General features: G+C 71.1%; 14 protein-coding genes. 6 read left to right on the top strand and 8 right to left on the bottom strand.

The window, feature by feature from the left end; all coding sequences use genetic code 11:
* The first annotated feature begins 221 nt into the window (after positions 1-221).
* The 3 genes from ACFW2G_RS08975 (at position 222) to ACFW2G_RS08965 (ending at position 3,742) form a co-directional block, all read left to right on the top strand.
* Complete coding sequence (locus ACFW2G_RS08975) at positions 222-1,076, top strand: NAD(P)H-binding protein (RefSeq protein ID WP_384582747.1); 855 nt, start codon at positions 222-224, stop codon at positions 1,074-1,076.
* A gap of 157 nt (positions 1,077-1,233) precedes the next feature.
* The gene (gene rarD / locus ACFW2G_RS08970) at positions 1,234-2,178 is read left to right on the top strand and encodes an EamA family transporter RarD (protein ID WP_384446392.1); all 945 of its coding nucleotides are present in this window, start codon (positions 1,234-1,236) and stop codon (positions 2,176-2,178) included.
* A 247-nt stretch (positions 2,179-2,425) separates the two neighbouring features.
* Positions 2,426-3,742 (top strand): M28 family metallopeptidase, encoded by a 1,317-nt coding sequence (locus ACFW2G_RS08965; protein WP_037918860.1) that lies wholly within the window; start codon positions 2,426-2,428, stop codon positions 3,740-3,742.
* A gap of 121 nt (positions 3,743-3,863) precedes the next feature.
* On the opposite strand, the gene ACFW2G_RS08960 is transcribed toward ACFW2G_RS08965, so the two are convergent.
* The 4 genes from ACFW2G_RS08960 to ACFW2G_RS08945 form a co-directional block, all read right to left on the bottom strand.
* Positions 3,864-4,280, bottom strand: a complete 417-nt coding sequence (locus ACFW2G_RS08960; RefSeq protein WP_236647541.1) for a hypothetical protein — start codon at positions 4,278-4,280, stop codon at positions 3,864-3,866.
* Positions 4,277-4,480 carry a hypothetical protein gene (locus ACFW2G_RS08955; RefSeq protein ID WP_236647540.1) on the bottom strand — a complete coding sequence of 68 codons (204 nt, stop codon included), beginning with the start codon at positions 4,478-4,480 and terminating at the stop codon, positions 4,277-4,279. Before ACFW2G_RS08955 ends, ACFW2G_RS08960 begins: the two co-directional genes overlap by 4 nt.
* Before the next feature lie 103 nt (positions 4,481-4,583).
* On the bottom strand, positions 4,584-5,798 hold the full coding sequence (locus tag ACFW2G_RS08950; RefSeq protein WP_384446389.1) for an outer membrane lipoprotein carrier protein LolA: 1,215 nt from the start codon (positions 5,796-5,798) through the stop codon (positions 4,584-4,586).
* A 239-nt stretch (positions 5,799-6,037) separates the two neighbouring features.
* Positions 6,038-7,048, bottom strand: coding sequence for a polyprenyl synthetase family protein (locus tag ACFW2G_RS08945; protein WP_037918855.1), 1,011 nt, complete (start codon positions 7,046-7,048; stop codon positions 6,038-6,040).
* A 231-nt stretch (positions 7,049-7,279) separates the two neighbouring features.
* Here ACFW2G_RS08945 and ACFW2G_RS08940 point away from each other — a divergent pair, with 231 nt between their 5' ends.
* Positions 7,280-9,286, top strand: coding sequence for a CocE/NonD family hydrolase (locus ACFW2G_RS08940; RefSeq protein ID WP_384446387.1), 2,007 nt, complete (start codon positions 7,280-7,282; stop codon positions 9,284-9,286).
* Positions 9,287-9,304: 18 nt separating this feature from the next.
* Here ACFW2G_RS08940 and ACFW2G_RS08935 read toward each other — a convergent pair whose 3' ends face one another.
* Positions 9,305-10,123: an HAD family hydrolase gene (locus ACFW2G_RS08935; RefSeq protein ID WP_037918852.1), complete on the bottom strand. Its 819-nt coding sequence runs from the start codon at positions 10,121-10,123 to the stop codon at positions 9,305-9,307.
* A 390-nt stretch (positions 10,124-10,513) separates the two neighbouring features.
* Between ACFW2G_RS08935 and fahA the strand changes: the two genes are divergently transcribed.
* Positions 10,514-11,737, top strand: coding sequence for a fumarylacetoacetase (gene fahA / locus ACFW2G_RS08930; protein ID WP_037918851.1), 1,224 nt, complete (start codon positions 10,514-10,516; stop codon positions 11,735-11,737).
* Between the two features lie 167 nt (positions 11,738-11,904).
* Positions 11,905-12,516, top strand: coding sequence for a hypothetical protein (locus ACFW2G_RS08925; protein ID WP_037918850.1), 612 nt, complete (start codon positions 11,905-11,907; stop codon positions 12,514-12,516).
* Between the two features lie 395 nt (positions 12,517-12,911).
* On the opposite strand, the gene nuoN is transcribed toward ACFW2G_RS08925, so the two are convergent.
* From nuoN to nuoL, 3 genes are read right to left on the bottom strand one after another with little or no spacing between them, the layout of a single operon-like run.
* Positions 12,912-14,558 (bottom strand): NADH-quinone oxidoreductase subunit NuoN, encoded by a 1,647-nt coding sequence (nuoN, locus tag ACFW2G_RS08920; protein WP_384446402.1) that lies wholly within the window; start codon positions 14,556-14,558, stop codon positions 12,912-12,914.
* 5 nt (positions 14,559-14,563) lie between these two features.
* Complete coding sequence (locus ACFW2G_RS08915) at positions 14,564-16,180, bottom strand: NADH-quinone oxidoreductase subunit M (RefSeq protein WP_384446384.1); 1,617 nt, start codon at positions 16,178-16,180, stop codon at positions 14,564-14,566.
* Between the two features lies 1 nt (position 16,181).
* Positions 16,182-18,077 (bottom strand): NADH-quinone oxidoreductase subunit L, encoded by a 1,896-nt coding sequence (gene nuoL / locus ACFW2G_RS08910; RefSeq protein ID WP_384446382.1) that lies wholly within the window; start codon positions 18,075-18,077, stop codon positions 16,182-16,184.
* Positions 18,078-18,082 lie beyond the last annotated feature (5 nt).

The following is an 18,082-nucleotide window of genomic DNA, read 5'->3' as shown; positions in this document are numbered from 1 at the left end:
AGCACCAGCCGGGACGGGCACATCGGCTGGTTGACGTTCTGGACGGGCTTCGGCAGCCCCTGCAGACCGACCGGAGCCGCCCCCACACTCCCCACCTCGTCACTCACTCCCATGCCAGTACCTTACTTCAAAGTGGGTACTGCCGTTTAGTTAGTGTCCGCCGTACGGTGAGTGCACAGCCCGGGAACGGGAAGCAAGGCACGGACCAGGAGTGAACAGTCATGAGCATCGTCGTCACCGCAGCCACCGGAGCCCTGGGCCGCCTCGTCGTCGAGGAACTGCTGGAACGGGTCCCCGCCGACCGCGTCGCCGTCGTCGTCCGCAGCGCGGAGAAGGCCTTCGACCTGGCCGCACGCGGGATCGACGTGCGCGTCGCCGACTACGACGACCCGGCCGCCCTGGCCGTCGCCTTCCGGCCCGGCGACCGGGTGCTGCTGATCTCCGGCAATGAGATCGGGCGGCGCGTCGCGCAGCACACCGCCGTGATCGCTGCCGCGAAGGCGGCGGGCGCGGCACAGCTGGCCTACACCGGCGTCCTCGGCGGCCCGGAGGCGGACTTCGAGCTGGCCTCGGAGCACACCGCCACCGAGCAGGCCGTCCTCGCCTCCGGACTCCCGTTCACCTTCCTGCGCAACGGCTGGTACCACGAGAACTACACCCGCGACCTGCCGACCGTGCTCGGGCACGGGGCGGTCCTGGCCAGCGCGGGCGAGGGGCGGGTCGCCTCGGCGGCGCGGGCCGACTACGCGGCGGCCGCCGCCGCGGTGCTCACCGGCGAGGGGCACCTGAACCGGATCTACGAACTCTCCGGCGACACCGCGTGGAGCCTCGCGGAGTACGCGGCCGAGGTCTCGGCACAGAGCGGCAAGGAGATCGCGTACAGCGAGGTCCCGGCCGACGAACACCTGCGGATCCTGACGGACGCCGGGGTGCCGGAGGGGTTCGCCGCGATCATCGTCGACGTGGACGCGGCGATCGCGCGCGGCCGGCTGGCCGGCACCGGCGGAGACCTCGCCCGGCTGATCGGGCGGCCGACGACCCCGGTCGCCCAGGCGATCGGGGCCGCGCTGGCCTGAACCCGCGGACTCCCGGCGGACTCCCGGCGGGCGCGCCGCCGCGGCCCCGCGAGACGTCACACGGGATGTCATGAGTATCTCCCGATTACGGGCATGACATCCGGGCCCCGCGGCGATAACGTCGTCAAAGTTGGCTGGAAGTCGCACAGGAGGCCCCGTGAAGGCACAGAACGAGCAGCGCGCGGGTTTGCTCTACGGATTCGGCGCTTACGGGATGTGGGGGCTGGTCCCCCTCTTCTGGCCGCTGCTGATGCCTGCCGGGGCCGTCGAGATCCTCGCCCACCGCATGACGTGGTCCCTGGCCGTGGTCGGCCTGGCACTGCTCGCAGTGCGCCGCTGGAGCTGGATACGCGAGCTGCTGAGCCGGCCGCGCAAGCTGGGTCTGACCGCGCTGGCCGCGTCCGTCATCAGCGTGAACTGGGGCCTGTACATCTGGTCGGTCAACAACGGCCACGTCGTCGAGTCGAGCCTCGGCTACTTCATCAACCCGCTGGTCAGCATCGCCATGGGGGTGCTGGTCCTGGGTGAGCGGCTGCGGCGCGCGCAGTGGGTGGCCGTCGGCCTCAGCTTCGTCGCCGTGCTCGTCCTCGCCGTCGGCTACGGGCGGCCGCCGTGGATCTCGCTGGTCCTGGCCTGCTCGTTCGCGACCTACGGCCTGATCAAGAAGAAGCTCAACATGGGCGGGCTGGAGTCGCTGGCCGCCGAGACGGCCATGCTGTTCCTGCCGGCCCTCGGATACCTGCTGTGGCTGGGCGCCCAGGGCCGGTCCAGCTTCGCCTCCCAGGGCGTCGGCCACGCGCTGCTGCTGGCCGCCACCGGCCTGGTCACGGCGATCCCGCTGGTGCTCTTCGGGGCGGCCGCCATCCGCGTTCCGCTGTCCACCCTGGGACTGCTTCAGTACATGGCCCCGGTGTTCCAGTTCGGACTCGGCGTCCTGTACTTCCACGAGGCCATGCCGCCCGAGCGCTGGGCGGGCTTTTCCTTGGTGTGGGCCGCGCTGGCGATCCTGACCTGGGACGCCCTGCGGACCGCTCGGCGCTCCCGCGCCCGGCTGGAGACGGCTCCCGTGATCACCCCGGCGCCGACCCGCGAACCCGCGTAACGACCACACGACGGGCCCGCAACAGCAAACGCTCCGACCCCACGATCCCCGGCACGGACCCTCCGTACCGGGGATCGTCCGTTTTCCGAACTGCCCTGACCGAATTGAGGTCTTGACGGATAGTCATACTCTCGCTGACCATCAGGCTCGCACTTCCGCACTGACGCACTGACGCACTGACGCACTCACGCTCACCTGCTCTCTCGCTCGTTCCGTCATATCCCCAGCGGAATCCCGGAGCCCCCACATGAGCCTGTCCGTCTCCCGGCGCCTCGCTGCCGTGACCGCTCTCGCGGTTGCCGGCCTGTTCGCCTCCACCGCACCCGCCGCACTCGCCGCCCCCACGGCGGTCGCCGCGGCGCCGACCCCGCCCGACATCCCGCTGGCCAACGTCAAGGCCCACCTGTCGCAGCTGTCGACGATCGCCGCGAACAACGGCGGCAACCGCGCCCACGGCCGGGCCGGCTACAAGGCCTCGATCGACTACGTGAAGGCCAAGCTGGACGCGGCGGGCTTCACCACGACGCTGCAGACCTTCACCTCCAGCGGCGCCACCGGCTACAACCTGATCGCCGACTGGCCGGGCGGCGACCCGAACTCGGTCCTGATGTCCGGAGCGCACCTCGACTCCGTCACCTCGGGCGCGGGCATCAACGACAACGGCTCCGGCAGCGCGGCCGTCCTCGAAACCGCCCTCGCCGTCTCCCGGGCCGGGCTGCAGCCCACCAAGCACCTGCGTTTCGGCTGGTGGGGCGCGGAGGAGCTGGGCCTGGTCGGCTCGAAGTACTACGTCAACAACCTCCCGTCGGCCGAGCGGGCCAAGTTCGCCGGGTACCTGAACTTCGACATGATCGGCTCGCCGAACCCCGGCTACTTCGTCTACGACGACGACCCGACGATCGAGCAGACCTTCAAGAACTACTTCGCCGGCCTCGGCGTGCCGACCGAAATCGAGACCGAGGGCGACGGCCGCTCCGACCACGCCTCCTTCAAGAACGTGGGCATACCGGTCGGTGGCCTGTTCACCGGGGCCAGCCGCACCAAGACCTCCGCGCAGGCCCAGAAGTGGGGCGGCACCGCAGGGCAGGCCTTCGACCGCTGCTACCACTCCTCGTGCGACAACACCGCCAACATCAACGACACCGCCCTGGACCGCAACGCGGACGCCATCGCCTACGCGATATGGAACCTGGGCGCGTCGACCCCGGTTCCGCCCGGCCCGTCCTTCGAGAACACGACGGACGTGAACATCCCTGACTCCCCCGCCCCGGCGGTCAACTCGCCGATCACGGTCTCCGGAGTCCCCGGCAACGCCCCCGCCACCACCAAGGTGGACGTGAACATCGTCCACACCTACCGCGGTGACCTGGTGGTCGACCTGGTCGCCCCGGACGGCTCGGTCTACAACCTGCACAACCGCACCGGCGGCAGCGCCGACAACATCGTGGGGTCCTACACCGTCAACGCCTCCAGCGAGGTGGCGAACGGAACGTGGAACCTCCGGGTCAGGGACGCGGCCGCACTGGACGTCGGCTACATCAACAGCTGGAAGATCACCTTCTAGGGCGTTCCAGGGGATTCCGGGAGGTTCCAGGACCTTCCGGAGCCCTGCAGGGCCCTCCGGGCGACCGGCGGTCCCGCCGCGCTCTGGGCTCCGGCGCGATCCACCCGGACCGCGCCGGAGCTCAGCCGTCCTCGGCGCGGGCCGGGGACGAGGCCTCCAGCGGCTCCCTCATCCGGGCCCGCAGCTCCTCGGCCACAGCCGCGACGTCCGCGCGGCCCAGCTTCGCCGCCTCGACCAGGTCGCCGAGTTCCTCCGGCGAGGGCAGCTTCGCGGCTCCGGCCACGCGCAGGTACGAGCGGGTCGCCGCGGCCGCGTAGAACTCGTTCATCGGCGATTCCAGCGCCGGGCAGACCGCCAGGGTGTGCAGGAACGCGGCGGCCCGCCACGCGGTGTCCGGGGCGGGCTGTTCTGGTACCAGGACCAGGTCGTTCTGGTGCCGGGCGACTGCGGCGGCCACCCCGGAGGGATCCCACACCGCGGGATCTGACGGGAGATGGTGGGCCAGAGCGGTCCAGGCCCACTCCATGGTGATCTTCAATTGCCGAACCGCTCCTGGAAGTAGCCCCAGTGATCGGCGAACTCCTCAATGCCGGAGAGGAAGTTCTTCCGGTCCTCGTCGAGCTCGCGTTCGGTGACCTCGGTGATCAGCGCGGTGACCGTCGTCCCCAGCGCCGCCGCACGCGCCTTGAGGCGCTCGTGGAACTCTTCGTTCAGGCGGATGGTGACGTGTCTCGACATGCCCAACACCGTACAGCGGAGGCGCTGTACGGGCAGCACCAACGACGCAAGGGTGGGCAGGGACACAGTCCCTGCCCACCCTCGGCCGCACCTCCCGGGACGGCTACTTGTCGGCGTCGGCCGCCTTCACCAGCGCGTCCTTGGTGACGGCGCCGGCGTAGACCTTGCCGTTGTCGGTGACCAGGACGTTGAACAGGCGGGTCGACATGACCCGGCCCTCACCGAAGCCGCCGCTGACCTTGTCCCCGAGGGAGTCGAGGAACTGCCGGGCCTCCTTCGGGGCGTTCTTGTCGTTCTCCAGGTCCTTCAGGCTCCTGCCCGAACCCGAATCAATCCGTGCGATGGTGGCCCAGCCCTCGCCGAGCACCTTCACGTCGCCCTGGCCGGCCGGACCGCCGACCAGTCCGTCCAGGCCCGGGAAGGACTCCAGCGCCTTGAACGCGCCGTCCTTGTCACCCTTGCCGTGTCCGTCCACGCCCTCGGTCACCTTGGCACCCTTGGGCGGGGTGAAGGAGAAGGTGTCGGCGGACGGCTTGGCGAAGTCCACCTTGGTGAAGCCGGCGTCCACGATCGGCTTACCGCCCTGGGACGAGAGCAGCTGCACGCGCAGCGGCACGCCGTTCCTGGCGTCCACCGCGATCTGCACCGATCCGACGGTCGAGCCGGCCTGCTTGGGCTTGAGCACCAGCTGGTAGGCGTCCCGCCCGGCCACCTGGGCGGTCTCGCCGACGCTCACGTCCGTGGTGGGACCGGCGGCCGCGAGGATCTCCTCGGCCAGCTTCTGCGGGGAGGCGTTGAGCCGGTCGCCGGTCTTGTGCTCCTTGCCCGTCCCCTTGCCGGCCGTCTTGTCCGACGGGGATGCCTTCTCGTGGAAGACCTCGTTGGACTTGGAGTCGTAGCCCCACACGTCGTCGCCGTTGTGGATGAGGCTGTACTCGTCCTTGCCGTCCAGGAAGGTGAGCTTCTGGCGGTCCTCGCCGTCGGCCGCGACCCGCAGGGTGTGCGTGCCGCTCGCCAGCTGCGCGACCTTGTCCCCCGGGTCGGCGGAGCCGCCCGTGACCCCGCCGCCGCCCAACAGGCCGGACGCGATCTTCGGCAGGCCCAGGTCGGTGCTGATCCTCGCCGTACCCGACAGCTGCTCCACCTGCGAGGCGGCGACCTTCTCGATCAGCTGCTGCGCCGTGACCTCGGGCAGGTCGGGCCCGCCGGCGTTGGCGAAGGCCGGGACCATCGCCACGGTCGCCGCGGCGACACCCGCCACCGCGACCGGTACGGCGTACCGGGCGGCCTTGCGAGAAGTCTTCGTGTTCGCTGCCATGTCAGTGCCCTGCCCTCTGTGTCGACGGCGGCGATCCGCATGTCGCCGCGCTCACCCGATCTGGTGGGGTTGATGACTCCATCTGACCAAATCGGCGACGTCGGGGCGTCAGTCCCCGGAAGCAACCGTACGTACGACCGTGGGATGACACGGAACGGGCCCTCTTCCCCCGACCCGTAGGGGTCGGCGGGCGGAGGGCCCGTGCGGTGCCGTCGGACGCGACCGCCCGCCGTGGGCGGTCAGCCGGCGCGGTGCACCACCGCGTCGCACAGCTCCTCCAGAGCCGCCTTCGCGAAGCACTCGGGCAGCGGCGCGAGCGTGGCCCGTGCCTCCTGCGCGTAGCGGACCGTGTCGCGGCGGGCCTGCTCCAGGGCCGGGTGCGCCCGCAGTCGGGTGAGCGCCTCGGCGTGGCGGGCGTCGTCGGTCAGGTCGCCGTCGAGCAGTTCGACGAGCTCCAGGTCCTCCGGCCGGCCGTCCCGCGCGGCCATCTCGCGCAGCCGGAGCACGGGCAGCGTCGGGATGCCCTCGCGCAGGTCGGTGCCCGGGGTCTTGCCGGACTCGTGGGTGTCGGAGGCGATGTCGAGGACATCGTCGGCGAGCTGGAAGGCGGTGCCGAGGCGCTCCCCGTACTGGGTCAGGATGTCGACGACCGACTCGTCGGCGCCGGACATCAGTGCGCCGAAGCGGCCGGAGACCGCGATCAGCGAGCCGGTCTTGCCTGCGATGACGTCGAGGTAGTGGGCGACGGGGTCACGGCCGTCCCGCGGGCCGGCCGTCTCCAGGATCTGGCCCGTCACGAGCCGCTCGAAGGCCTCGGCCTGGATGCGCACGGCCTCCGGCCCGAGGTCGGCCAGGATGTGCGATGCACGTGCGAAGAGGAAGTCACCCGTGAGGACGGCCACCGAGTTGCCCCAGCGGGCGTTGGCGCTCGCCACACCGCGGCGCACGTCCGCCTCGTCCATGACGTCGTCGTGGTAGAGCGTCGCCAGGTGGGTGAGCTCGACGACCACGGCGGACGGCACGACGCCGGGCGCGTAGGGGTCGCCGAAACGGGACGCCAGCATGACGAGCAGCGGCCGGAACCGCTTGCCTCCGGCCCGGACGAGGTGCTGTGCGGCCTCGGTGATGAAGGGGACTTCGCTCTTGGTGGCTTCCAGCAGACCCGCCTCGACGGCGGCCAGTCCGGCCTGGACATCGGTCTCAAGAGCCTGGTCCCGCACGCTCAGTCCGAACGGCCCGACGACGGTCACGAGGGGTACTCCTGTCTGCTGACGATCACGCTGACGATCACATGGATTGTCGATGTGTCGCTGCCATCACTCAAGCCAGCGTATCGGGTCTGTTTTCGATCACCGAGAGGGCCTTCCCGGCCACCCTCCCCACACTGCCCGATGCGCACCGGTATGTTCTGGAGGAGCCGGAACAACCGGAGAGTGCGTTTTGCCCAGAACTGCGGCCGAGGCGAATGGTGGCAGAACCCGATGATCATCCGCACCGAGTTCCCGTACGGAACCACCCACGAGGATGTCCGGATCCCGCTCCCGGACGGGGTGGAGCTGTACGCCCGGATCTGGCGCCCGGCGACCGGCGAACCCGTCCCGGCCCTGCTGGAGTATCTCCCCCACCGGCTCACCGACCGGACCGCGCCGCGCGACTGGCAGCGCCACCCGTGGTACGCGGGGCACGGCTACGCCTCCGTACGCGTGGACGTGCGCGGGCACGGGTGCAGCGGCGGCCTGCCCGGCGACGCGTGCGACGCCCGTGAGCTCGCGGACGGGGTCGCGGTGGTGGAGTGGCTGGCGGCCCAGGAATGGTGCACGGGTTCGGTGGGGATGTTCGGGGTCTCCTGGGGCGGGCTGAACTCCCTCCAGCTGGCCGCTCTCGCCCCCGAGGCCCTGAAGGCCGTCGTCACCGTCTGCGCGACCGACGACCGCTTCGACAACGACGCGCACTACATGGGCGGCTCGGTGCTCGCCGTGGACATGCACGCGCGGGCGGCGGCCCTGCTGGCCCTCTCCTCGCGGCCGCCGGACCCGCAGTACGCCGGCGACGGCTGGCGCGGGCAGTGGCTGGAGCGGTTGGAGGCGGTGGAACCGCTGATCCACACCTGGCTCTCGCACCAGACCCGCGACGCCTACTGGCGCCACGGCAGCGTCCGCGAGGACTACGGCGCGATCGACGCGGCCGTGCTCGCGGTCGGCGGCTGGCACGACCCCTACCGGGACACCGTGCTGCGGCTGGTCCAGCACCTGCCGTCGGCGCGCGTACGCGGCCTGATCGGACCCTGGCCGCACCAGTACCCGGACCGCGGGCGGGCGCCGGGACCGGCCATCGGCTTCCTCCAGGAGACCCTGCGCTGGTGGGACCACTGGCTGAAGGGGGCCGACAACGGCGTGATGGACGAACCGCTGCTGCGTGCCTGGATCAGCGAAGCGCACCCGCCCGCGACCGTGTACGAGGAGCTGCCGGGACGCTGGGTCGGCGAGGGGTCCTGGCCCTCGGCGGGGGTGGTCCCCGTGCCGTACGTGTTCCGGGGCGCACCGGTGACCGTGGCCTCCCCGCAGCACACCGGGCTGGACGCGGGGCGCTTCCGGCCCCGCGGCAACGACGCCGACCTTCCGCCGGACCAGCGCGAGGAGGACGCGAAATCGGCCTGCTTCGAGTTCCCGGTGGGCGGCGGCGAGCCGGTGGAGATCCTGGGCCGGCCGTCGGTGACCCTGCGACTGCGGCTCGACGTGCCGTACGGGCAGGTGGTGGCCCGGCTGTGCGACGTCGCCCCGGACGGCTCCTCGACGCTGGTCACACGGGGCGCGCTGAACCTGTCCGCCCGCCAGGGCCGGGACCGGGCCGTCCCCTGGCCGGTGGGGTCGTACGAGGACGTGACCTTCGAGCTGAACGGCATCGGCCACGCCTTCCCGCCGGGGCACCGGATCCGCCTCGCGGTGTCCTCCGCGTACTGGCCGTGGATCTGGCCGCGGGCCGGGTCGGAGGCCGGCTGGACCCTGGACCCGGCGGGCAGTTCGGTGACCCTGCCGGTCCGGGCGGCCTCCCCGGCCGGGGACGAAGGGATCGTCTTCGAGCTCCCGGAACAGGCGGAGCCGCTCGGCGTCTCCTTCCCGGCCACCCTGGACGAGCCGCGCCCGGAGCGGCTCGTCGTACGGGACGTGGCGCGCGGGACCTGGCGGCTGGAAGTGGATCCGCGCTGCGGGGGCACCCGGGTCCACCCGGACGGCCTGGAGTACGGCGAGGACGCCACTGACGTGTACGAAATCCAGGACGGGGACCCGCTGTCGGCCCGGACCCGCTCGCAGTGGCGGATCCGGCTCCACCGGCCGGAACGGGGCTGGGACGCGCGGGTGGAGACCACCTCGGAGATCCGCTGCGACGAGGGCGGCTTCGTGACGTCGGACGAACTGGTCTGCCGGGAGGGCGAGGAGGTGGTCTTCCACCGCTCGTGGGAACGCCGCCTTCCGCGCGCGGCGGGCTGACCGGGTCCCCGGTGGCGGTTAGCCGAACAGCCGCTCCAGGACCACCGCGATGCCGTCGGCCTCGTTGGACAGGGTCAGCTCGTCGGCCACCGCGACCAGTTCCGGGTGGGAGTTGGCCATGGCCACCCCCCAGGCCGCCCATGCGAACATCGGGACGTCGTTCGGCATGTCGCCGAAGGCGATCGTCCGGGTGGCGCAGATGCCCAGGACGTCGGCCGCCCGGGCCAGGCCATGGGCCTTGTCGATGCCCGGCGGCTGGAGTTCCACCGTGTGCTCGCCCGCCATCGTGACGTTCACCAGGTCCCCGACCACCGAGCGGGCCACCCGCGTCAGCTCGTCGTCGTCCAGTTCCGGGTGCTGGAGCAGCACCTTGTTGATCGGTGCCGACCACAGGTCGGAACGCCGGGCCACCCGGACCGTCGGCAGGTGCGGGTGCCACATCCGGTAGCCCGGGCCCATCAGCATCTCCGCGTCCAGGCCCTCCTGGTTGACCGCCGCGTAGACCTCGCCGATCTCCGCCTCGATCTTGCCGAGGGCCACCTCCGCCAGCTCGCGGTCCATGGAAACGGCGTGCAGCAGTCGACCGCGCGCCGCGTCGTACACCTGCGCCCCCTGGGCGCACACCGCGAGCCCCGTGTAATCCAGTCCGTCGAAGACGTGTCGCACCTGGGGGACGGGGCGACCGGTGACGATGATGTGCCGGGCGCCGGCGGCACGGGCCGCCGCGAGCGCCCCGCGGGAACGGGCCGAGACGCCGTCGCCGGCACGCAGCAGGGTCCCGTCCAGGTCAGTGGCGATCAAGGCATAGGGGAGGGCCGGAAGAGGCGCGGAAGTCACGGCGCCAAGGATACGGACCCCTGTGGACAAGTCCTACAAATAGGGCGCGAAACCGGCCTCCCACGCGCCCCCTCGGCCACGTGACGCACTGCGGAGTCGACGATCCGGTTCTGAGCACGACAGGTCGCCGCCACCGCCCGGCACCTTCCCGCTTCGACGCGCGGCGCCGGAACCCTTGTCCAGGCGCCCGACCTTACGGCCTGAACCCGGCAACTCGCACTCGAAGATCAGATAGGACCATCATTGGCAATATCTGCCCATTCCAGCCTTCCCCTGTGTGTTTCATATCCGACTGGGGGCCCGAGCTTTCCCACGGGATCCTGGGTAGCGTGTGCCGCACGGTGTTTCCCGGGACACCCCCGGACCGCGTCGAAAGCGAGGCAGTACCCCATGCCCCAGCAGAGCCCCCTCGATGTCCCCGAGGGCGACCCGTTCGGGCCGCACAACCTCCCCTACGGCGTCTTCTCGACCGCCGGCGAAGACCGCCGGCGGATCGGCGTGCGCATCGGCGGGCACGTGCTGGACGCGGGGGCGGCAGCGATCGCGCTCGGCTCCCCGTACGCCGGGCTGCTCGGCGCGCCCTCCCTCAACCCGCTGCTGGCCGCCGGGCGCACCGCCTGGCGCGACGTGCGGCGCGCCCTGACCGCCTGGGTCACCGACCCCGGCCACCGCCCCACCGTCGAGCCCCACCTGCTGCCCCTGGACGGGGTCACGCTGCACCTGCCGTACGAGGTCGCCGACTACGTCGACTTCTACGCCAGCGAGCACCACGCCACCAACGTCGGCATGATGTTCCGCCCCGACGGCGACGCGCTGACGCCCAACTGGAAGCACCTGCCCATCGGTTACCACGGCCGCTCCGGCACCGTCGTGGTCTCCGGGACCGACGTCGTGCGGCCCTCCGGGCAGCGCAAGGCGCCCGCCGACCCGGCCCCCGTCTTCGGCCCGTCCGTCAAGCTCGACATCGAGGCCGAGGTCGGGTTCGTCGTCGGCACGCCGTCCGCGCAGGGCAGCCCGGTCCCGCTGGGCGCGTTCGAGGACCACGTCTTCGGTCTCTTCCTGCTCAACGACTGGTCGGCGCGGGACATCCAGGCCTGGGAGTACGTACCGCTCGGCCCCTTCCTCGGCAAGTCCTTCGCCACCTCCGTCTCCGCCTGGGTCACCCCGCTGGAGGCGCTCGACGCCGCCCGCGTCGCCCCGCCCGCCCGGGACTTCCCGCTCCTGCCCTACCTGGACGACGCCGCGGTCGACCGCCCCGGCGGCTTCGACCTGCGCATCACCGTCGCCCTCAACGGCCAGGAGGTGGCGCAGCCGCCGTTCGCGACGATGTACTGGACCGCCGCCCAGCAGCTCGCGCACATGACCGTCAACGGCGCCTCCCTGCGCACCGGTGACGTCTTCGGCTCGGGCACGGTCAGCGGCCCCGAGGTCGGCCAGCGCGGCTCGCTGCTGGAGCTCACCTGGAACGGCCGCGACGCCATCGAGCTCGCCGACGGCAAGCGCACCTTCCTGGAGGACGGCGACACCGTCACCCTCACCGCCTGGGCCCCCGGCCCGGACGGCACGCGCGTCGGCCTCGGCGAGGTCACCGGCCGCATCGTGGGCGCCGCGTAGCGCCCCTCCGCGCCCCCAGCGCCCCCCAGCGCCCCCCGCGCCTCCGAACGGCCAGCCCCCCGTTCGGAGGCGCGCCGCGTGCGGCGGGCGGGGCGGGCCGGGATGGTGGACGGACGACCGGAAGCGGGAACCCGTACCCCGTACCCCCACCGCGAGGAGCCGCCGCCATGACCGTACTCAGCCCGAGGACCCTCGTCACCTGCGCGGCCGCCGTGGCCCTCGGCCTGACCGCCGTGGCCCCGGCCCACGGGGTCGAGGGGCCCGCGCCCGACCCGCGCGACGCGAAGGCCATGCGGGACTTGGCGACGGCGATCGCGGCGACGGCCAAGTACGCGGACGAGCGGGAGGCCATCAAGGACGGGTACGTCCCGCACGGCGAGGAGTGCATGACGAACCCCTTCGGGGTGGGCGCCATGAACTACCACTACGTCAAGCAGGCCAACTGGGGTTCTAAGGACCCCGCGAGGCCCACCGCGCTGCTCTACAGCCGGGAGAAGGACCGAAACGGCCGCCGCAAGCTGGAGACGGTGGAATGGATGGCCACCGACCGGGACCAGGACCTGAAGACCGACGACGACCGGCCGAGCATGTTCGGCCTGCCCTTCGACGGCCCCATGCCGGGCCACTGGGCCGGCATGCCCAAGCACTACGACCTGCACCTGTGGGCGTACAAGGAGAACCCGGCCGGCCGCTTCCACAACTGGAACCCGGCCCTGACCTGCCCGAAGAAGGCCCCCACCCCGGGCAAGCCGGCGGCCGCCCACGCGCACGGACACTAGGCTCGTCAAGCGCCCCCGGCATATGACTCACTCGTGAGTGCGGCCCTGCCTGAGAACTCCGGCGATACGGCGAACGCGCCCGCGAGACTCTGCCCCGTGGGAGCACTGATGAGCGTCGAACCGGCAGCTCCGCAGCCTGAGCCGGAGCCGGGGCCCCGCCGGCCCGTCCCGCCCGCGGGTGGCAGCTGCGGTCGGCGGCCCCTGCCGACTTCGAGGTCTTCCGCGAGTTCACGATCAAGCCGTTGACGTGCGCCAGGGCCGGGATCGTCCACTTCTGGCGGGTCGAGAACGAGGACGGACGCGCCGTGGTCCACGTCTACGCGTTGGATCCCGCCACGGCCGAGGGCCCGGCTCCCCCGAAGGGGGGCCGGGCCCTGGGCGGTGCGGCGGTCCGGTCAGCGGACGAAGGTGCTCGCCTGCCCCGCCAGCTCCAGGAAGTACTGCGGCGCCAGGCCCAGGACCAGGGTGACGGCGACGCCCACCGCGATGGTCGTCATCGTCAGCGGCGAGGGGACGGCCACCGTCGGACCGTCGGCCTTCGGCTCGCTGAAGAACATCAGGACGATCACGCGGATGTAGAAGAAGGCGGCGATCGCGGACGACAGGACACCGATCACGACCAGCGGCCCCGCGCCGCCCTCCGCCGCCGCGCTGAACACGGCGAACTTCCCGGTGAAGCCCGACGTCAGCGGGATGCCGGCGAAGGCGAGCAGGAACACCGCGAAGACGGCCGCGGTCAGCGGCGAACGCCGGCCCAGACCGGCCCACTTGGACAGGTGCGTCGCCTCGCCGCCCGCGTCGCGCACCAGCGTGACCACGGCGAACGCGCCGATCGTCACGAAGGAGTAGGCAGCCAGGTAGAAGAGGACGGACTGGATGCCCTCCGCCGACGTCGCGATCACACCGGCCAGGATGAAGCCGGCGTGCGCGACGGAGGAGTACGCCAGCAGCCGCTTGACGTCGGTCTGGGTCACGGCGATCACCGCGCCCGCCAGCATCGTGACGATGGCCACCCCCCACATCACCGGACGCCAGTCCCAGCGCAGCCCCGGCAGGACCACGTACAGCAGCCGCAGCAGGGCGCCGAAGGCGGCCACCTTCGTCGCCGCCGCCATGAAGCCGGTGACCGGGGTGGGAGCGCCCTGGTAGACGTCCGGGGTCCACATGTGGAAGGGCACCGCGCCGACCTTGAAGAGCAGGCCCGTCAGGATCAGCGCACCGCCCATCAGCAGCAGCACGTCGTTGCCCATGGTGCCGGCCAGGGCCGGGTCGATCGTCGTGACCGTGCCGTCGACCACGTCGGCGATCACCGCGTACGACATGGAGCCGGCGTAGCCGTAGAGCAGGGCGATGCCGAAGAGGAGGAAGGCGGAGGCGAAGGCACCCAGCAGGAAGTACTTCACCGCGGCCTCCTGCGACATCAGCCGCTGGCGGCGGGCGACGGCGCAGAGCAGGTACAGCGGGAGGGAGAAGACCTCCAGGGCGATGAACAGCGTCAGCAGGTCGTTGGCCGCCGGGAAGATCAGCATTCCGGCGATCGCGAACAGGGCCAGCGGGAAGACCTCGGTGGTGGTGAAGCCCGCCTTGACCGCGGCCTTCTCGCTGTCGCTGCCGGGTACCGACGCCGCCTGCGCGGCGAAGGAGTCCACCCGGTTGCCGTGCGCGGCCGGGTCCAGGCGCCGCTCGGCGAAGGTGAAGACCGCGACGACCGAGGCCAGCAGGATGGTGCCCTGGAGGAAGAGCGCGGGACCGTCCACGGCGATGGCGCCCATCGCGGCGATGTGCGCCTTGGTCGAGCCGTACCCGCCGGCCGCGAGGCCGACCACCGCGGCGAAGGCCGAGGCCAGCGCGGCGAGGGTGAGGAAGACCTGCACGTAGTACCGGGACCTGCGGGGCACGAAGGCCTCCACGAGGATCCCGACGACCGCCGCGCCCACCACGATCAGCGTGGGAGCGAGCTGCGCGTACTCGATCGTCGGTGCCGGGATCCGGTCGGCCGGCGCGTCGGCCGCCAGTGTCCACAGGCTGTGGGCGGAAGTCAGTGCGCTCACTTCGCCTCCTCCCCGTTCTTGGCTTCGACGGCGACCTCGGGCTTCGGGTCCGTCTGCTTCACGTCCGACATGGTGTGCTCCACCGCCGGGTTGACGACGTCGGTGAGGACCTTCGGGTAGACGCCGAGCCCGATCAGCAGCGCAATCAGCGGGGCGACCACCAGCACTTCGCGCAGGCGCAGGTCCGGCATCGTGCGGACCTCCTCCTTCACGGGCCCGGTCATCGTGCGCTGGTAGAGCACCAGCGTGTAGAGCGCGGCCAGCACGATGCCGACGGTGGCGATGATCCCGACGACCGGGTAGCGGGCGTACGTGCCGACCAGGACGAGGAACTCGCTGACGAAGGGCGCGAGGCCGGGCAGCGAGAGGGTGGCCAGGCCGCCGATCAGGAAGGTCCCGGCGAGGACCGGGGCGACCTTCTGGACGCCGCCGTAGTCGGCGATGAGCCGCGAGCCGCGCCGCGAGATCAGGAAGCCGGCCACCAGCATGAGCGCCGCCGTCGACAGGCCGTGGTTGACCATGTAGAGGGTGGCGCCGGACTGGCCCTGGGAGGTCATCGCGAAGATGCCCAGGATGATGAAGCCGAAGTGCGAGATGGAGGCGTAGGCCACCAGCCGCTTGATGTCCCGCTGGCCGACGGCCACCAGCGCCCCGTAGACGATGCTGATCAGGGCCAGGACGAGGATCACCGGCGTGGCCCACTTGCTGGCGTCGGGGAAGAGTCCGAGACAGAAGCGGAGCATCGCGAAGGTGCCGACCTTGTCGACGACCGCGGTGATCAGCACGGCAACGGGGGCGGTGGCCTCGCCCATCGCGTTCGGCAGCCAGGTGTGCAGCGGCCACAGCGGGGCCTTCACCGCGAAGGCGAAGAAGAAGCCGAGGAACAGCAGCCGCTCGGTGTTGGTCGCCATGTCCAGGGTGCCCGCGGCGCGGGCGGCGGTGATCTCCTGGAGCGAGAAGTTCCCGGCGACCACGTACAGGCCGATGACGGCGGCCAGCATGATCAGGCCGCCGACCAGGTTGTAGAGGAGGAACTTGACCGCCGCGTAACTGCGTTGCGCGGCCGCGTTCTCCTCGCTGCCCGAGTGGGCCCGGTCCCCGAAGCCGCCGATGAGGAAGTACATCGGGATGAGCATGGCTTCGAAGAAGATGTAGAAGAGGAAGACGTCGGTGGCCTCGAAGGAGATGATCACCATCGCCTCGACCATCAGGATCAGGGCGAAGAAGCCCTGGGTCGGGCGCCAGCGCGAGGGCTTCCAGGTGGCGGAGCCGCTCACCGGCTCCGCCAGCGGGTCGGCGTCGTGCCAGCCGGCCGCGATCACGAAGGGGATCAGGAGCGCGGTGAGTCCGATGAGGACGACGCCGATCCCGTCCACGCCCAGCTCGTAGCGGACGCCGAAGTCGGCGATCCAGGGGCGGGATTCGGTGAGCTGGTAGCGGTCGCCACCGGGTTCGAAGCGGATGGCGATGAGCACGGCCAGGGCCAGTGTCGCCAGCGAGAAGAGCAGCGCGAGCCACTTGGCGGCGGTCCGGCGGGCGGCCGGGACGGCCGCCGTCAAGATCGCGCCGACCGCGGGCACCGCGGCCGTGGCCGTCAGAAGCGGGAAGTTCATGTCACACCGCCCTCATCAGCAGGGTCGCGGCGATGAGGATCGCCGTCCCCCCGAACATCGAGACCGCGTAGCTGCGGGCGTAGCCGTTCTGCAGCCTGCGCAGTCGGCCCGAGAGACCGCCGACCGAGGCGGCCGTCCCGTTGACCACCCCGTCGACCAGGCTGTGGTCGACGTACACGAGGGAGCGGGTCAGGTGCTCCCCGCCGCGCACCAGCACGACGTGGTTGAAGTCGTCCTGGTACAGGTCGCGGCGGGCCGCCCGGGTGAGGAGGGAGCCGCGCGGGGCGACGACCGGGACGGGCCGCTTGCCGTACATCGCCCACGCGATGCCGACGCCCGCGAGGAGCATCACCATGGTGGCCGCGGTGACCGTCGTGGCGCTGACCGGCGGGTTGCCGTGCGCGTAGCCGGTGACGGGCTCCAGCCACTTCAGGAAACGCTCGCCGATCTCGAAGAAGGCACCGGCGAAGACCGATCCGAAGGCGAGGATGACCATCGGGACGGTCATGGACTTCGGGGACTCGTGCGGGTGCGGCTCGTGGCCGTCGGCGGACGGCTGCCAGCGCTTCTCGCCGAAGAAGGTGAGGAGCATGACGCGGGTCATGTAGAAGGCGGTGATGCCGGCGCCCAGCAGGGTGACCCCGCCGAGGATCCAGCCCTCGGTGCCGCCCTTCGCGAACGCCGCCTCGATGATCATGTCCTTGGAGAAGAAGCCGGACAGGCCCGGGAAGCCGATGATCGCCAGGTAGCCGAGCCCGAAGGTGACGAAGGTGACCGGCATGTACTTCCTCAAGGCCCCGTACTTGCGCATGTCGACCTCGTCGTTCATCCCGTGCATCACGGAACCGGCGCCGAGGAAGAGGCCGGCCTTGAAGAAGCCGTGCGTCACCAGGTGCATGATCGCGAAGACGTAGCCGATCGGGCCGAGGCCCGCGGCGAGGATCATGTAGCCGATCTGCGACATCGTCGACCCCGCCAGGGCCTTCTTGATGTCGTCCTTCGCGCAACCGACGATCGCACCGAAGAGCAGCGTGACCGCTCCCACGACGGTGACCACCAACTGGGCGTCGGGGGCGGCGTTGAAGACCGCGGCGGAGCGGACGATCAAGTAGACGCCGGCGGTCACCATCGTGGCCGCGTGGATGAGGGCCGAGACCGGGGTCGGGCCCTCCATCGCGTCCCCGAGCCAGGACTGCAGCGGCACCTGAGCCGACTTGCCGCAGGCCGCGAGCAGCAGCATCAGGCCGATGGCGGTGAGCTTGCCCTCGGAGGCCTCCCCCACCGCGCTGAACACCGGCCCGAAGGCGAAGGTCCCGAAGGTGGTGAACATCAGCATGATCGCGATCGACAGGCCCATGTCGCCGACGCGGTTGACCAGGAACGCCTTCTTCGCGGCGGTGGCCGCGCTGGGCTTGTGCTGCCAGAAGCCGATCAGCAGGTACGAGGCGAGGCCCACGCCCTCCCAGCCGAAGTACAGCAGCAGGTAGTTGTCGGCGAGGACCAGCAGCAGCATGGCCGCGACGAACAGGTTCAGGTAGCCGAAGAAGCGGCGGCGGCGCTCGTCGTGCTCCATGTACCCGATCGAGTACACGTGAATGAGCGTGCCGACGCCCGAGATCAGCAGGACGAAGGTCATCGACAGCTGGTCCAGCTGGAAGGCCATGTCCGCCTGGAAGCCCTCGACGGGGATCCAGGTGTACAGCTTCTGGGTCAGCGTCCGGTCCTCGGCGCTGCGCCCCAGCATGTCGGCGAAGAGCGCGACGCCGATCCCGAAGGAGACGGCCGCGAGCAGGGTGCCGATCCAGTGGCCGGCCTTGTCGAGGCGCCGGCCGCCGCAGAGCAGCACCACCGCTCCGAGCAGCGGCGCCGCGATCAGCAGCGCAATCAGGTTCTCCACAGCGA

The sequence above is a fragment of the Streptomyces sp. NPDC058880 genome, from assembly GCF_042742535.1.
GTDB lineage: Bacteria > Actinomycetota > Actinomycetes > Streptomycetales > Streptomycetaceae > Streptomyces.
This window is presented reverse-complemented; position numbering and strand designations above follow the sequence as displayed.

Bases quoted from the DNA above. Each gene is read 5' to 3' on its own strand.
- ACFW2G_RS08975 (WP_384582747.1), top strand. From the start codon at position 222: ATGAGCATCGTCGTCACCGCAGCCACCGGAGCCCTGGGCCGCCTCGTC.
- ACFW2G_RS08965 (WP_037918860.1), top strand. From the start codon at position 2,426: ATGAGCCTGTCCGTCTCCCGGCGCCTCGCTGCCGTGACCGCTCTCGCG.
- ACFW2G_RS08955 (WP_236647540.1), bottom strand. From the start codon at position 4,480: ATGTCGAGACACGTCACCATCCGCCTGAACGAAGAGTTCCACGAGCGC.
- ACFW2G_RS08950 (WP_384446389.1), bottom strand. From the start codon at position 5,798: ATGGCAGCGAACACGAAGACTTCTCGCAAGGCCGCCCGGTACGCCGTA.
- ACFW2G_RS08940 (WP_384446387.1), top strand. From the start codon at position 7,280: ATGATCATCCGCACCGAGTTCCCGTACGGAACCACCCACGAGGATGTC.
- fahA (WP_037918851.1), top strand. From the start codon at position 10,514: ATGCCCCAGCAGAGCCCCCTCGATGTCCCCGAGGGCGACCCGTTCGGG.
- ACFW2G_RS08925 (WP_037918850.1), top strand. From the start codon at position 11,905: ATGACCGTACTCAGCCCGAGGACCCTCGTCACCTGCGCGGCCGCCGTG.
- ACFW2G_RS08915 (WP_384446384.1), bottom strand. From the start codon at position 16,180: ATGAACTTCCCGCTTCTGACGGCCACGGCCGCGGTGCCCGCGGTCGGC.